At 63.8% G+C, this 14,997-nt stretch carries 10 protein-coding genes, 2 tRNA genes and 1 rRNA gene; 7 read left to right on the forward strand and 6 right to left on the reverse strand.

The window, feature by feature from the left end; translation table 11 throughout:
- Positions 1-2: 2 nt before the first annotated feature.
- Positions 3-665 carry a methionine biosynthesis protein MetW gene (gene metW / locus ACXJMY_RS00315; RefSeq protein WP_456617327.1) on the forward strand — a complete coding sequence of 221 codons (663 nt, stop codon included), beginning with the start codon at positions 3-5 and terminating at the stop codon, positions 663-665.
- 90 nt (positions 666-755) lie between these two features.
- On the opposite strand, the gene ACXJMY_RS00320 is transcribed toward metW, so the two are convergent.
- A complete protein-coding gene (locus ACXJMY_RS00320; RefSeq protein ID WP_456617328.1) occupies positions 756-1,619 on the reverse strand; it encodes an alpha/beta fold hydrolase in 864 nt (287 codons plus the stop codon).
- Positions 1,620-1,834: 215 nt separating this feature from the next.
- On the opposite strand from ACXJMY_RS00320, the gene ACXJMY_RS00325 reads away from it, so the two are divergent.
- Positions 1,835-2,623 carry a TIGR02594 family protein gene (locus tag ACXJMY_RS00325; RefSeq protein ID WP_456617329.1) on the forward strand — a complete coding sequence of 263 codons (789 nt, stop codon included), beginning with the start codon at positions 1,835-1,837 and terminating at the stop codon, positions 2,621-2,623.
- 127 nt (positions 2,624-2,750) lie between these two features.
- On the opposite strand, the gene ACXJMY_RS00330 is transcribed toward ACXJMY_RS00325, so the two are convergent.
- Entirely contained in the window at positions 2,751-3,539 is a 789-nt protein-coding gene (locus tag ACXJMY_RS00330; protein WP_456617330.1) for an MOSC domain-containing protein, read from the reverse strand.
- A gap of 240 nt (positions 3,540-3,779) precedes the next feature.
- Between ACXJMY_RS00330 and clpB the strand changes: the two genes are divergently transcribed.
- On the forward strand, positions 3,780-6,419 hold the full coding sequence (clpB, locus tag ACXJMY_RS00335) for an ATP-dependent chaperone ClpB (protein WP_456617331.1): 2,640 nt from the start codon (positions 3,780-3,782) through the stop codon (positions 6,417-6,419).
- A 42-nt stretch (positions 6,420-6,461) separates the two neighbouring features.
- On the opposite strand, the gene ACXJMY_RS00340 is transcribed toward clpB, so the two are convergent.
- A complete protein-coding gene (locus tag ACXJMY_RS00340) occupies positions 6,462-6,881 on the reverse strand; it encodes a nuclear transport factor 2 family protein (RefSeq protein ID WP_456617332.1) in 420 nt (139 codons plus the stop codon).
- A gap of 54 nt (positions 6,882-6,935) precedes the next feature.
- Between ACXJMY_RS00340 and ACXJMY_RS00345 the strand changes: the two genes are divergently transcribed.
- Positions 6,936-7,748 carry a helix-turn-helix domain-containing protein gene (locus ACXJMY_RS00345; protein WP_456617333.1) on the forward strand — a complete coding sequence of 271 codons (813 nt, stop codon included), beginning with the start codon at positions 6,936-6,938 and terminating at the stop codon, positions 7,746-7,748.
- On the opposite strand, the gene ACXJMY_RS00350 is transcribed toward ACXJMY_RS00345, so the two are convergent.
- From ACXJMY_RS00350 to ACXJMY_RS00360, 3 genes are all read right to left on the reverse strand, one after another.
- The gene (locus ACXJMY_RS00350) at positions 7,745-7,996 is read right to left on the reverse strand and encodes a hypothetical protein (protein WP_456617334.1); all 252 of its coding nucleotides are present in this window, start codon (positions 7,994-7,996) and stop codon (positions 7,745-7,747) included. The genes ACXJMY_RS00345 and ACXJMY_RS00350 overlap by 4 nt on opposite strands.
- A gap of 88 nt (positions 7,997-8,084) precedes the next feature.
- Positions 8,085-9,713, reverse strand: a complete 1,629-nt coding sequence (locus ACXJMY_RS00355; protein WP_456617335.1) for a hypothetical protein — start codon at positions 9,711-9,713, stop codon at positions 8,085-8,087.
- A 154-nt stretch (positions 9,714-9,867) separates the two neighbouring features.
- On the reverse strand, positions 9,868-11,931 hold the full coding sequence (locus tag ACXJMY_RS00360) for a M23 family metallopeptidase (RefSeq protein ID WP_456617336.1): 2,064 nt from the start codon (positions 11,929-11,931) through the stop codon (positions 9,868-9,870).
- A 985-nt stretch (positions 11,932-12,916) separates the two neighbouring features.
- On the opposite strand from ACXJMY_RS00360, the gene ACXJMY_RS00365 reads away from it, so the two are divergent.
- The 3 genes from ACXJMY_RS00365 to ACXJMY_RS00375 all read left to right on the forward strand — a co-directional run bounded on the left by ACXJMY_RS00365 (position 12,917) and on the right by ACXJMY_RS00375 (position 14,812).
- Positions 12,917-14,405, forward strand: a 16S ribosomal RNA gene (locus ACXJMY_RS00365).
- A gap of 221 nt (positions 14,406-14,626) precedes the next feature.
- Positions 14,627-14,703 (forward strand) — tRNA-Ile (locus ACXJMY_RS00370).
- Between the two features lie 33 nt (positions 14,704-14,736).
- Positions 14,737-14,812, forward strand: a tRNA-Ala gene (locus ACXJMY_RS00375).
- Positions 14,813-14,997 lie beyond the last annotated feature (185 nt).

The following is a 14,997-nucleotide window of genomic DNA, read 5'->3' on the forward strand; positions in this document are numbered from 1 at the left end:
CGATGTCGGTGCAAGAAGTGCTGCCGCTGGGTGGCGTCGCGGCCGGACAGTCCGGCCAGTTTCGCGCCGACCATCTGCTGGTCGCCGGGATGGTCAAGCCCGGCTCGAAAGTGCTCGACGTCGGCTGCGGCGACGGCGACCTGCTTCAGCTCCTGGAGACCCGCGGCATCGACGGGCGCGGCATCGAGCTGTCGCGCGAAGGCGTCAACCGCTGCGTCGCCAAGGGGCTCGCGGTGGTGCAGGGCGACGCCGACACCGACCTGATCAACTATCCGGACGACGCTTTCGACTATGTGATCCTGTCGCAGACGCTGCAGGCGACGCGCCAGCCCAAGGTCGTGCTGGAGAACCTCTTGCGCATCGGCCGCCGCGCCATCGTGTCGTTCCCGAATTTCGGCTTCTGGAAGATGCGGCTTCAGCTCCTGGTCGGCGGCCACATGCCGCGCACCGAGAATCTGCCGGCAAGCTGGTACGACACCGCCAACATCCATTTCTGCACCATCAAGGATTTCGTCGAGCTCTGCGACGCCATCCACGTCAAGATGGAGCGCGCCGAGGCGCTCGACCTCTACGGCCGTCCGCTCCGGCTGCGGCTGCCCTGGTGGGTGTGGAATCTGTTCGGCGAGCAGGGGGTGTTCTTGCTCACGCGCGGGCAGGGGAAGTGACGCCGTAGGCGTCATTCCGGGGCGGCACGAAGTGCCGAACCCGGAATCTCGAGGTTCCGGGTTCTCCCTTCGGGAGCCCCGGAACGACAGCTAACTAGCCGCCACCGACCGCGGATCGCGCACCGGCCATCGCCCGGCTTCCACCAGCGTCACGAACCGCTCCACCGTCGCGTTGAACAACGCGGGCTCCTCGAGATTGAGCACGTGGCCGGACTTCGGGAACATCGCGAGGCCCGCGGCCGGCAGATGCTTCTTCAAAAACAGGCTTGCGCCCACGCACGGATCGTCCTCGTCGCCGCAGATGATCAGCGCCGGCGTGGGCACTTTCCTGATCGCATCCGTCATGGTGTAGATCGAGGGACGGCCGCCCTGGAAGCCGCGCATGGTGTTGGCCGATCCCTTGGCATCATGCCGCGCCAGCGCGGCGTAGAAATCGGCGTGGCCGCGCGGGTCCTTGACCAGGAAGGGAATCCGGCTCGGCGCCTCGCGCGTGACTTTTGCCACTTCGGCGGAGCCGAGCGTCTCGAACTGCTCGGCATTGGCGCGGCACTGCGTGCTCCAGGCGTCGAGAGTCTCGATCTCCGAGCCGGAGCCGACGCCGGCCAGCGTCATCGACAGCGCGCGCTGCGGGGCGTTCAGCCCGATCTGCAACGATGAATAGGCGCCCATCGAGAGCCCGACGAGATGCGCGCGCTCGATCTCGAGATGATCGAGCACCGCGAGCGCATCGCTGTAGAAATGTGTGTAGGTGTAGACCTCGCCCGCCGGCACATCCGACGGCGTATAGCCGCGCGCCGAATAGGTGATGCAGCGATGGCCGCGGGAGAAGTAGCGCATCTGCGGCTCCCAATTGGTGTAGTCGGCCGCGAACTCGTGCAGAAAAATGATCGGCGTTCCCTGGCCCGCCTCTTCGAAATAGATGCGGATGTCGTCCCTGGTCGTGGCGTGGGGCATTAACTGTTTCCCTCTCTTCAAGCCGTGATTTCGAAGATCGCAGTTAATGTTGTTGTCCGCAATGCGGCAGCCTCAGACCAGCACCAACGCTAAGTCATCGCAGCTATTCCCCGGCGTGGCGTCTTTTTCTCGCCACATCGGGCGGCTTAACGGCCGGACGGATGTCGGCCACCGCACGGGTCGACGGGAAGTGGGGGTGTAACGAAGGATGAAGTATGTTCGAGTTGTTTGCGTCTCGCCTGTCGCGCTGTGTCGTCGCGCTGGCGCTGTTCTTCGCGGCGGTGGCCGCGTTCACCTCTCCGGCTTCAGCACGGTCTCATCGTCATCATAGCGCAGAGCGGCACGCTTACGCGCATCACGCCAGCAGATATCATCATTACCGGCACCAGGCCCGCAGCTCGCGCTTCGAGCGCAGCGCGGCGCAGTTGCAGGCCGGCGGATTCATGAACACGCAGGCCAGCTACGATCCGAACGCCAATAGCGGCGGCATGGGTGACATGCGCTACGTGGGCGGCGGTGACATGGGCATCGGCGGAAACATGCGCCGCGCCGGCAAAGTGAGCCGGGCTGCTAACGTGAGCTACGCTGTCAACAAGAGCAGCGCCGGCGACAATGGCAATGCCGGCAACATGAGCATGAGCAGCGGCCTCGGTGGCGGCTCCGGTCTCGTGTCCGAGGCGCGCCGTTATCTCGGTGGCAACCCGACCGGGCGCGGCAGCCTGTGGTGCGCGCGCTTCATGAACATGGTGCTCGAGAAAACCGGCCACCATGGCACCGGCTCGGATATGGCGAACTCGTTCGCGCGTTACGGCACGCGTGTCTCCGGTCCGCAGGTGGGCGCCATCGCGGTGATGTCGCGCGGCCGCCGGGGCGGCCATGTCGGCATCATCACCGGCGTCGACGCGCAGGGCAATCCGATCATGATTTCCGGCAACAACGGCAACCGCGTCCGCGAGGCGCCGGTCTCGCGCGGCCGGATCTATGCGTATGTGATGCCGAACTGAGGCTCGTCATTGCGATAATTCGTAGGGTGGGCAAAGGCGCAATAGCGCCGTGCCCACCATTCTCGCAACGTTAACAAAAGTGGTGGGCACGCTTCGCCTTGCCCACCCTACGGCAGCGCTGGCCCCGTCACACCAGCCTCGGCTTTTCCACCGCGACCTGATCGCCGACGCCGATCTCGCCATCGGCGATCACCTCGGCATAGATGCCGCAATCCATATGGCCGAGGTTGCGCGAGAGCGTGGGCGGGATTTCGAGGTCGCGTGCGGCGGTCTCGGGATTGACGTTGGTGGCCGGGCAGCGAACGATGCGCTTGACCACTTTCAGCCGGACCTGGCCGATCGCGAGCGTCTGGCCGACGAGGTCGAGCTCCGACCAGGCCGGCCAGCCCTTCACGTAAAGATTGGCGCGGAAGCGCAGGGGATGCACGGGGGTCCCGCCGAGCATGGTCTCGATGGCGCGGACGCTGTCGAGATTGATGATGGACACGACCTTGCGGGCCACGTCGGAAAAGCTGTGGTCGCGCCCGGACAGCAGTTTTGGCGCGCCCTTCAGTTCGGGCTGAAAATTCTCGGTGAAATAGCCCTCGATGGCGGCGCGTCCGGCGGCGGTCTCCAGGTCGCCGGTGGCGACGATCTGGCCGTCCTTGCGGATGGTCAGGCGGTTGGTCGCGTCCTCGAACCGGCTGTCGAGGGACGCCAGCCGCTCATTGCGCGCCAGCATCAGAAATTGGATTTTCGGCTTCCACTCCGGCGCATCGGGGTCGAACCCGCTCGGGCCGTTCTCGATCGCGTAGCGGCGATCGGCGGGGAGCGTCTCCCCTCGCCGCAAGGGAACGCGGGGCAGCGGCTCCGGCGTCAGGCCCTTGATCGGGTAGCGGTAAAGGCCGGTGATTTCGGCGGTCTGGCTGGTTGTCATGCCGCTACTTAGGGGATTCGATAGGCCCCCGCCAAGCGGGCGCATCAGCGCACGAAATTGTGAAGTCGCCTCTTCCGATCCGCGGACCCGCTTCCCACATCTGGGTCAGGCCGGCGCCAGCGCCGGCTGATAACGACCGCTGCCGGTTGAGAAACGTCAATGCGGCCAGCGGAAACCCAATGAAGATGCCGTTTGGAGTGCCTTAGGGGCTCCAGGGGCAGGCCGAGGGAAAGAAAAGACATGAACATCGAGAAGTATACCGAACGCTCCAGGGGCTTCGTCCAGTCCGCGCAGTCGCTCGTGATGCGCGAGGGCCACCAGCAGTTTTCGACCCTGCACCTTTTGAAAGTCCTGCTGGACGACAATGAGGGGCTGGCTGCCGGTCTGATCGACCGTGCCGGCGGCAATTCCCGTGCAATTCTGAAGGCGACCGAGGACGCCCTGAACAAGGTTCCGAAGGTCAGTGGCGGCGGCGCCGGGCAGATCTATCTGGCGCCCGAGCTCGCCCGCACCTTCGACGCGGCTGAGAAGGCCGGCGAGAAGGCCGGCGACAGCTTCGTCACCGTCGAGCGGCTTCTGCTCGGACTCGCGCTGGAGAAGAACAGCGAGGCGGGTGCGATCCTGGCCAAGGGCGGCGTCACCCCGCAAAATCTCAATGCGGCCATCGAGGCACTGCGCAAGGGCCGCACCGCGGACAGCGCGACGGCCGAGAACGCCTATGACGCGCTGAAGAAATATGCCCGCGACCTGACCCAGGCCGCCCGCGACGGCAAGCTCGACCCGGTCATCGGCCGCGACGAGGAGATCCGCCGCACAATTCAAGTGCTCTCGCGGCGGACCAAGAACAATCCCGTCTTGATCGGCGAGCCCGGCGTCGGCAAGACCGCCATCGCCGAGGGCCTGGCGCTGCGCATCGTCAACGGCGACGTGCCGGAGAGCCTCAAGGACAAGAAGCTGCTCTCGCTCGACCTCGGCGCGCTGATCGCCGGCGCGAAATACCGCGGCGAGTTCGAGGAGCGGCTGAAGGCCGTGCTCCAGGAGGTGACGGCGGCCGCAGGCAGCTTCATCCTGTTCATCGACGAGATGCACACGCTGATCGGCGCCGGCAAGGCCGACGGCGCCATGGACGCGTCCAACCTGCTGAAGCCGGCGCTGGCCCGCGGCGAGCTGCACTGCATCGGCGCGACCACGCTCGACGAGTATCGCAAGCACGTCGAGAAGGATGCGGCGCTGGCGCGGCGCTTCCAGCCGATCTTCGTCAGCGAGCCCTCGGTCGAGGATACGATCTCCATCCTGCGCGGGCTCAAGGACAAGTACGAGCAGCACCATGGCGTGCGGATCACCGATTCCGCGCTTGTGGCGTCCGCGACGCTGTCCAACCGCTACATCACCGACCGTTTCCTGCCCGACAAGGCGATCGACCTCATGGACGAAGCCGCCGCGCGGCTGAAGATGCAGGTCGATTCCAAGCCGGAAGAGCTGGATTCGCTCGATCGCGAGATCATCCGGCTCAAGATCGAGCAGGAAGCGCTGAAGAAGGAAAGCGATCTCGGCTCCAAGACCCGTCTTGGAACGCTCGAGAAGGAGCTGGCCGAGCTCGAGGAAAAGTCCGCGGCGCTGACCGCGCGCTGGAGCGCGGAGAAGAACAAGCTCTCCAACGCCCAGAAGCTGAAGGCCGAGCTCGACGGCTTGCGCGTCGAGCTTGCCAATGCGCAGCGGCGCGGCGAATTCCAGCGCGCCGGCGAGCTCGCCTATGGCCGGATCCCGGAGCTCGAGAAGCAGCTTGCGGATATCGAGGCGCGTGAAGGCTCCGGCGAGATGATGGAGGAGGCGGTCACCGCCAGCCACATCGCGCAGGTGGTCTCGCGCTGGACCGGCGTGCCCGTCGACAAGATGCTCGCGGGCGAGAAAGAGAAGCTGCTCAAGATGGAGGAGCAGCTGGGACAGCGCGTGGTTGGCCAGGCCGAGGCCGTGCGTGCGGTCGCGACCGCCGTGCGCCGCTCGCGCGCCGGCCTCCAGGACCCGAACCGGCCGACCGGCTCGTTCATGTTCTTAGGGCCGACCGGCGTCGGCAAGACCGAGCTGACCAAGGCGCTTGCCGAGTACCTGTTCAACGACGAGACCGCGATGGTCCGCCTCGACATGTCCGAATACATGGAGAAGCACTCGGTCTCGCGCCTGATCGGCGCGCCTCCCGGCTATGTCGGCTATGACGAGGGCGGTGCGCTGACCGAAGCGGTGCGGCGCCGGCCTTATCAGGTCGTGCTGTTCGACGAGATCGAGAAGGCGCATCCGGACGTGTTCAACGTGCTGTTGCAGGTGCTCGACGACGGCCGCCTGACCGACGGCCAGGGCCGCACCGTGGATTTCCGCAACACGCTGATCATCATGACCTCGAACCTCGGTTCGGAGTTTCTGGTGAACCAGCCGGAGGGCGAGGACACCTCGGCCGTGCGCGAGCAGGTGATGGGAACGGTGCGCGCGCATTTCAGGCCGGAATTCCTGAACCGCGTCGACGAGATCATCCTGTTCCACCGCTTGCAGAAGAGCGAGATGGGCCGGATCGTCGAGATCCAGTTCGCGCGGCTCGAGAGGCTCCTGACCGATCGCAAGATCGTGCTGACGCTCGATGCTGCGGCCCGCGACTGGCTCGCCGCCAAGGGCTGGGATCCCGCCTACGGCGCAAGGCCGCTGAAGCGGGTGATCCAGCGCAACCTCCAGGATCCGCTCGCCGAGATGATCCTGGCCGGCGACGTCAAGGACGGCGACACGGTCGCGATCTCGTCCGAAGGCAACGTGCTGACCTTCAACGGCAAGGCGCCGCAGACCGCGGAGATCGCCCAGTTCGAGGCCCCGTCGTCGAAGCGGAAGTTGAACTGACGAAATACACGCCCTCCGCGCTGAAATCGCGGAGGGCGTTTTTCAATCCGCGAAGAACGCGTCCACCGCCGCCTGATCGCGGTCGTAGACCCAGCATTCGCTCAGCAGGCCGTCGCGCACGGCATAGACCAGCAGCCGTTCCAGTTCGGCCGTGCGACCGTCCCGGCTGAACGATTCCCGCGCGAGAATGGCGCCGCGCCGCGGTCCGGCCATCACGTCGTCGATGCCAAGAAGTTTCCGGTTGGCGCGGCGTGCGACCTCGGCCAGAGCGGCAAGCGCGGCCGGCTTGCCGCGGTGGGTGCCGGCGAGCGGGTTATGCCCGGCATAATGCAGCGTGAATTCGTCGTGGTAGCAGGCGGCGATCGCGGCGCGGTCACCGGCCTGCCAGGCGGCCGCATAGCGCGCGACGACGGCGCGGATCGCGGCGGTTTGTGCGGCGTCATCCGCCAGAACTTTCTCCATCGACATGATCTCCCGGGTCATCGGCAGCGTTGTGCCGGTGCGCTATGGTAAGGCATGACCTCGCCACCGGGCTTTCAGGAACTGGCTATAGGCACGCCGTCCAAGGTCGGGCCAATGCAGGCGCGGATGCTCGATTGGGGCGCGCGGGTGCTCTATCTCGGTCCGGCCTTCGGGTTGACGCCCCATCGCAATGCCACTGGCGTGCTGGCCGTTGCGCTCGACGGGGCGATCGGCGTGGCCGACCACCCGAGGGCACGCTCACCGTCCTATCGCAAGACGCGCAGCGTGCTGATCATGCCCAACAGCCTGCACCATCTGCGCGTGGATGCCGGACGGATGGCCTTCCTCTATGTCGATCCCTTCGGACGCGATATCGAGGCGCTTCGTTCACGCATGAAGGAGGTCGGATCGAGGGCCGCGTTCGACATGATCGACGAGCGAGCGGTTGCCGTGCTGCTTGACGATATCGCCGAGCGACGCCTCGCATCCGAGGACGCGCGGCAGGCAGTCCGCGATAGGCTTGGAATCGGATCAAGTGCGCAGCCGGATGCAAGAATTGCTGATGCCATGAGGCGGATGCGCGAGGAGCCCAGCGGTTCGCACACGCTTGCCGAACTCGGCCGCCAGGCCGGGCTTTCGTCCTCGCGCTTTTTGCATCTGTTCAAGGACGTCACGGGTGTGCCGCTCCGCCGCTACCGCATCTGGAGCCGGATCGGCGCAGCCGCGCGGGCGGTCGCACAGGGGCAATCGCTGACCGAGGCGGCGCATGGCGCCGGCTTTTCCAGCTCCGCGCATTTCAGCACGGCCTTCCGCGACATGTTCGGCATGATGCCGTCGGAATTGTTCGCGCGGATTCGCGCGAGCTAGTTTTCCGTCGGCGCAGGGCTAGGTCCCGGACCGTCCTCGTCGATCTCGGAGAGGATGTCCACGAGCTCGCGGACGCGGCCGTGGGCGAGTGGCCGGAGATCGTTGATCATCGGCTCGTCATTGGCGAGCCAGGCCTGCGCTTCCGCCAGTTCGTCGACGGTCGCGCCGGTTCCAATGATCTGGGCGATGGTGACGTCGTCGGCCCGGTCCACGGTCTTGACGATGTCGTTGCGGGAGAGGCGCCTCATGGGTGATCCTCCTGCTGTCGGCTTCCTCTCCATTAACCGGGGAAGCCGCGTGCCGGTTCCATCGACCGGGTGCCGCTTCGGTGGGAGGCTACTTCTTCGCCACCTTGTAGATCGCGTTCTCGATGTCGGAGGTGAAGTAGATGACGCCGGAGCCGCCGATGGCCACCCCTGTCGGAATGTTGGTCGGCAGGCCACCAGGCGCGCCTGGCAGGCCGATCGCAAGATTGGCCGCGATCTCGGTCACCTTGCCGTCGGGCGCGATCTCGATGAGCCGCTGGGCGCCGACCTCGGCCACGACCAGCTTGCCGTCGCTCGTCCGCGCGATGCCCTCGGGCGTTTTCAGATCCTTGGCGATCACAGTCTTTTCGCCGTTCTTGTCGACCCGGGACACGAGCCCGGCGAAGGCTTCGGTGACATAGACCTCGCCAGCCGATCCACCGACTAGCCCGACCGGTCCCTCGAGGCCGCCGATCAGCGTGGTGCGATCCTTGCCGTGTTCGCCGCTGACGCGGACCAGCGACTTGGTGCCGAGCTCGGCCACCAGGATGGTGCCGTCCTCGAGCACGATGGCATCATGCGGCGCCTTGAAGCCATGCAGCATGTCGCGCGTCGCGCCGGTCTTGGCGTCGATCACCTGCACGGTGCCGGTGAACCAGCTCGACAGGACCACGTCGTTGCCCTTTGCCGTCGCACTCATCGGATATTCGAGGGTGACGCCGTCGGCGTGCATGCGTGCCTTCTCGGTGACCTCGCCGGTCGCGCCGTCCACGGTGCGATAGGCGAACACGTCGGCGACGTGGATCGTATCCTTGCCATTCTCCCAGGTGACGCCGATGCCGCCGGGCAGTGCGAGCTTGCCGATGATGATTTGCTTGGCTTCGCCGGTGGCCGGATCGACTTCCTGGATGCCGTTGTCGGCCATGTTGGAGACGTAGATGCGGTCCTTGTCGTCGATCGCGAGGTTGTCCAGCGACGGCTTCAGCTGTGCGACCATGGTCTTGGCGCCCGACTTGGGATCGACCCGAACGAGCTGGCCGAGCGCGGTGTCGACCACCCAGAGATTCCCCTTGGAATCGAAATTCACCGCGGCCGGGATCTCGAAGCCGTCGGCGACGACGGTCAGCTCGGCCTTGTCGACGTCGACCTTGGCGACCTGTCCCTTGAACCAGAGCGGACCGTAGAGCTTGTCGTCGGGACCGAACTCGAAGCCGTTGAGGCCACCCATCTTCTCCATGATCTGACGCGGCGGTTTGACGCCCTCGACGTCGATCTCGTAGAGCGTGTCGCCGAGGAAGACCGTCGTGGCGTAGAGCCTGCCGTCCTTGCGGTAGGCCAGCGAGTTGATGCCGGGAAGGCCCGAGGCGAGCTTCTTGATCGGGCCGTCGCCCTTGCGCGAATAGAGATCGCCGGCCAGGAAGCCGGTCCAGGCCATGGTGCCGTCGGGCGCGAATGCGATGTCGTCGGCCATCCCCACGGGAGCTGGGATTGCAACCTTGGCGGTACCGCCGGCGATATCCACTTCATAGAGCATGGCGCCGGCGACGCTGCCGGCAAACAGATGGCCGGCCTTGTCGACCCCGAGCCCATGCACGCCATGGAACGCCGAACCGGGGACGAGTTTCGTGACCTCCCAAGTCTCCTGTAATTTCTGGGCCGACGCGCTCGTGGTGCAGAAAATCGCAGCAACGACGGCTGTGCAGGCAAGCCTGTTCTTCACGGCGTGACCTCCCATTTTTGGAAAGTATTCGCCCGTCATGCGGCTTTGGCAAACGAAACTTAACGTTGTGACGCCGTAAAGCGGCGTCGCTCCGAAAGCGTCCCATTCAACCGTGTCGATGAAGATGTCCGGTCGATGTCGGCCGGTTGCCGGCTTACCGGTTGGTGACCTGCAACGGTCCGCCGGTCGCATCCGAGATGCGGGCGATGGCGCCGCCGCGGCCGCTCATCATGCCGTCGAGCCGGTCGCGCTCCTTCTCGAAGCCGGCCAGCATCGGGCCTTCCAGCGAACGGCCGCGCGGCAGTTTCACGCGCAGCGGATCGACGAAGCGGCCGTTGACCAGGATTTCGTAGTGCACGTGGGGGCCGGTCGAGGCACCGGTCGAGCCGACGAAGCCGATCACCTGGCCCTGGCGGACCTTCTTGCCGGCTTCCATGCCCTTGGCGAAGGCCGACATGTGGCCGTAGGCGGTCTCGTAGCCGTTGTTGTGCTTGATGCGGATATATTTGCCGTAGCCGCCCTCGGTGCCGGCCTTCTCGATCACGCCGTTGCCGGAGGCGAAGATCGGCGTGCCGTAGGTGGTGGCCCAGTCGACGCCGGTGTGCATCTTCACATAGCCGAGGATCGGGTGGCGGCGGCCGCCGAAGCCGGAACGCATGATGGCGTTGTTGACGGGCTTCCTGACCAGGAACTTCTTCGCGCTCTTGCCGGTCTCGTCGTAGTAGTCGACGACGCCGTCGTCGGGGCTCTGGAAGCGATAGTATTTCTTGGTCTCGCCGCCGACCGTGAGCGAGGCGAACAGCACGTCGTTCTTCTCGGTCGCCGTCACGCCCTCGTCTTCGCCGGCGTAGAACACGTCGAAGGAATCGCCCGGCTGCACCTTGCGCTGGAAGTCGACGTCGTAGGAGTAGATCTTGATCATGTCGTCGATGACCGGCATCGGCACCTTGTTGCGCATCGCGGTCTCGTAGATGCTCTGGTAGAGCCGCACGCCGGTGCCGTCGTCGTCATCATCGTCGTCGCTGTTGGCGTTCGCCGCGGCATCGGCGACGGTGTTCATGCTGGAGACGTCGACCGCGACGTATTTGCCGAGATCGGACAGCGCCGCGATCGCCTCGACCATGGTGTCGTTGGCGACGACGACGCGGTAGGGCTGCAGCCGGGCGCCGGGGCTTGCGGGCGCCATCAGGATGCGGAGCTTCTCGCCTTCCTTCAACCCGCCGTCGCGGCCGCGCGGCCCGAGCGTGGCGGTGATCGCCTTGATCTCCTCCGGCGTGGCGCCGAGATCGCGCAGCACGTTAGCGACGCTGTCGCCCTTCTTGACGACGTGGACGCGCTCGCCATTGGGATTGCCGCCGGTGATCTGCTCCTTGGTCTTGGGCAGCAGCGTGACGTTTTCCGGCACCACGCGCGTCTCGAAGCCGGCATAGGGATCGGGCGCCGACACTTCGCTGGCGTAGGACATCTTCATGTCGGACTGGCCGGTCGCGCCGGAGACGTCGGCTGCGGCATTGGCGAGCGAGGCGTAGCGCACCCCGCCATTGCCGCGCCAGTTGGCGGCATCGCGCACCCGCATCAGGATGTCGTCGAGCGCCACCACCGCGGAAATCTTGGCCTTCGGCAGCACCGGCGATAGGTCCTTGGTGACGAAGGAGACCTCGGCGTCGGGCTCGACGGCTTCGGGATTGTTGGGATCGTCGGCGGCGGTCTTGGGGTCGGAGCCGACGTCGGTGAGCATGCGCTGGGCGTTGAACGGCGGAATCTTCGCCGACAAATCGCTCGTCGTCATCGACAGGTTGCCGGCGATCCGGACGAAGGGGCGCACCCGCATCACGTCGCGGTTGCCGACGCGGGCGACAGTGGAGACGCGCACGATGTTGCGTGAGGCGGTGGATTCGCTGGGCGGCGGCAGGCGGTCGCTCTTGTGCAGCGTGGCGGCGCGATCAGCTGCGCCGAACGCACCACGCAACGCGCCCTCGACCCGCTCCGGCACCTTGGCAAAGGTCATCTCGCCGTCGAGAGATGCGAAAACGGCGCCGCCGATCAGGGCCGCGCCGCAGAGTCCGGTCAGAATTGTTCCGCTGAACCATTGCACCGAGACGCGACGGCGATCGATCACGGCGGCTTCGGAACCATCGACGGACAGCGGCGGCTCGTGGCCGAGATCGATGATCCCGGTCTCACGCCCGTAAGCGCCGCGTGACGTCCTGTGGTTCAACCGAAGTCCCCCAATCAACGACCCGAAATGCCTCGTTTCGCGCTTTGCCCTGGTCGCCCTCTTCAACGGGGGATCGCGGGAAAACGCAAGCCGCACAGGCGTCCGCGCTCAGAAAGCCCCGATAAAGGGCCCGGCCGAAATTACGAACAGCTAGGCAGGTGAAGGTGTCTCGATGTCTCTCGAATGTCCGAAGAAGGCCGCTTCATCGTATGGTCGCCTTCCTCTGACCCCATCAAAATCGCCGGCAGCCCCCACTGGCATCCCCGCGATTCAAGCTTGTCTGTACCAGAACGCCGCGGGATTGTGGCTCTAGTACGGCGCCTAATATGGAAAAAGTTTCCTGAACGGGCCGGCGCCGGGGCCCGCCTTGGAGAGGCGCCGGAAGCCGCCTCCGGAGCCCCCTGGGACCCAAACTTTTTTTGGTTTTTTTCAGCGCGCGGCCCGGGCTCGCCCCCTCCAGGGCCATCTAACCGGCTGTAAACACGTGATTTTTTCCAACGATCCACCGTGCGACGATTTGTTGACAATGGCCGTTGACAATCCCGAGCGGGGGGGCCTATAACCCGACCACTGAGCGCGGCGCCGCCGGGTCACTGACCAAGGCGAGCGAACGCGCCACTGATGCTCCTCACCTTGTTGAGTGAACACAACAGTCGACGTAAGTCGATTGGGGTTCATTCATCGCCGGTAAGGGTGTCGGAACCCTTCCACTCTGGAAGGTTGGGGCCTCCTGGTCCCGGGCTGTTTGACAAGTGAAGATGAAGAAAGAGAAACGTGGACGGCGGAGTCCTTGCGCCTCTCGGAATACTTGAAAGCTTCGGCTTTTGAGTTCTGGGAGAGGACGAAAGACTTCGGCGGTACACGTTTCAAAGGTACACCATCGTTGCCAGCGATGTGAATCGCGGGCAGCTCGTCGACTTCGGTCGGCGTAAAAAATGGTGGGACCTCGTCAAACGTTGTGATCAGCCGGTTCAAAGTTCAAGTCCAACTTGAGAGTTTGATCCTGGCTCAGAGCGAACGCTGGCGGCAGGCTTAACACATGCAAGTCGAGCGGGCGTAGCAATACGTCAGCGGCAGACGGGTGAGTAACGCGTGGGAACATACCTTTTGGTTCGGAACAACACAGGGAAACTTGTGCTAATACCGGATAAGCCCTTACGGGGAAAGATTTATCGCCGAAAGATTGGCCCGCGTCTGATTAGCTAGTTGGTAGGGTAATGGCCTACCAAGGCGACGATCAGTAGCTGGTCTGAGAGGATGATCAGCCACATTGGGACTGAGACACGGCCCAAACTCCTACGGGAGGCAGCAGTGGGGAATATTGGACAATGGGGGCAACCCTGATCCAGCCATGCCGCGTGAGTGATGAAGGCCCTAGGGTTGTAAAGCTCTTTTGTGCGGGAAGATAATGACGGTACCGCAAGAATAAGCCCCGGCTAACTTCGTGCCAGCAGCCGCGGTAATACGAAGGGGGCTAGCGTTGCTCGGAATCACTGGGCGTAAAGGGTGCGTAGGCGGGTTTTTAAGTCAGGGGTGAAATCCTGGAGCTCAACTCCAGAACTGCCTTTGATACTGAAGATCTTGAGTCCGGGAGAGGTGAGTGGAACTGCGAGTGTAGAGGTGAAATTCGTAGATATTCGCAAGAACACCAGTGGCGAAGGCGGCTCACTGGCCCGGTACTGACGCTGAGGCACGAAAGCGTGGGGAGCAAACAGGATTAGATACCCTGGTAGTCCACGCCGTAAACGATGAATGCCAGCCGTTAGTGGGTTTACTCACTAGTGGCGCAGCTAACGCTTTAAGCATTCCGCCTGGGGAGTACGGTCGCAAGATTAAAACTCAAAGGAATTGACGGGGGCCCGCACAAGCGGTGGAGCATGTGGTTTAATTCGACGCAACGCGCAGAACCTTACCAGCCCTTGACATGTCCAGGACCGGTCGCAGAGATGTGACCTTCTCTTCGGAGCCTGGAACACAGGTGCTGCATGGCTGTCGTCAGCTCGTGTCGTGAGATGTTGGGTTAAGTCCCGCAACGAGCGCAACCCCCGTCCTTAGTTGCTACCATTTAGTTGAGCACTCTAAGGAGACTGCCGGTGATAAGCCGCGAGGAAGGTGGGGATGACGTCAAGTCCTCATGGCCCTTACGGGCTGGGCTACACACGTGCTACAATGGCGGTGACAATGGGATGCTAAGGGGCGACCCTTCGCAAATCTCAAAAAGCCGTCTCAGTTCGGATTGGGCTCTGCAACTCGAGCCCATGAAGTTGGAATCGCTAGTAATCGTGGATCAGCACGCCACGGTGAATACGTTCCCGGGCCTTGTACACACCGCCCGTCACACCATGGGAGTTGGTTTTACCTGAAGACGGTGCGCTAACCAGCAATGGAGGCAGCCGGCCACGGTAGGGTCAGCGACTGGGGTGAAGTCGTAACAAGGTAGCCGTAGGGGAACCTGCGGCTGGATCACCTCCTTTCTAAGGATGGTTCTTCAGAAGCTTGCTTCTATCGAACCGTTTTAGAAACATCAGGGGCCAACAGATCGCCAGATCGTTGAGCTCCATTGGCGGGATTTCGCCGTCTACGTTTCTCTTTCTTCGCGGACGAACACGCGCTGGGGCTTGCGCTGTGCGATTGCATTCGGCGCTGGTCGCCGGCTGCACGCAAGCTTGACCCTGTCCTTCGAGGATATGCGTTAGGGCTTGTAGCTCAGTTGGTTAGAGCGCGCGCTTGATAAGCGTGAGGTCGGAAGTTCAAGTCTTCCCAGGCCCACCACACTCATCGAGTGAGCATTCGTCTTCTGGTTACGGGGCCATAGCTCAGCTGGGAGAGCGCGTGCTTTGCAAGCATGAGGTCGTCGGTTCGATCCCGTCTGGCTCCACCAGATGGTTTGATCGCCGAGATCTTGTACCGTCGTCCGCGAAACATCACTTCGCATCTTGCTAGTCTGGATAGACAGCAAGTTGCGTGATTTCTGACATCGTAAAGAGGAGATCGATCCGAGTTGGATCGTGCAGCAAGCAATTGCTACGCGATACTTCATTATCTCCGGATCATTTCGGCGCTCAC

The organism is Bradyrhizobium sp. P5_C12, assembly GCF_054049735.1.

What these genes read in the sequence shown, in the direction of transcription:
- clpB (WP_456617331.1), top strand. Translation starts at nt 3,780, where the DNA reads ATGAACATCGAGAAGTATACCGAACGCTCCAGGGGCTTCGTCCAGTCC.
- ACXJMY_RS00340 (WP_456617332.1), bottom strand. Translation starts at nt 6,881, where the DNA reads ATGGAGAAAGTTCTGGCGGATGACGCCGCACAAACCGCCGCGATCCGC.
- ACXJMY_RS00350 (WP_456617334.1), bottom strand. Translation starts at nt 7,996, where the DNA reads ATGAGGCGCCTCTCCCGCAACGACATCGTCAAGACCGTGGACCGGGCC.
- ACXJMY_RS00325 (WP_456617329.1), top strand. Translation starts at nt 1,835, where the DNA reads ATGTTCGAGTTGTTTGCGTCTCGCCTGTCGCGCTGTGTCGTCGCGCTG.
- metW (WP_456617327.1), top strand. Translation starts at nt 3, where the DNA reads ATGTCGGTGCAAGAAGTGCTGCCGCTGGGTGGCGTCGCGGCCGGACAG.
- ACXJMY_RS00320 (WP_456617328.1), bottom strand. Translation starts at nt 1,619, where the DNA reads ATGCCCCACGCCACGACCAGGGACGACATCCGCATCTATTTCGAAGAG.
- ACXJMY_RS00330 (WP_456617330.1), bottom strand. Translation starts at nt 3,539, where the DNA reads ATGACAACCAGCCAGACCGCCGAAATCACCGGCCTTTACCGCTACCCG.
- ACXJMY_RS00345 (WP_456617333.1), top strand. Translation starts at nt 6,936, where the DNA reads ATGACCTCGCCACCGGGCTTTCAGGAACTGGCTATAGGCACGCCGTCC.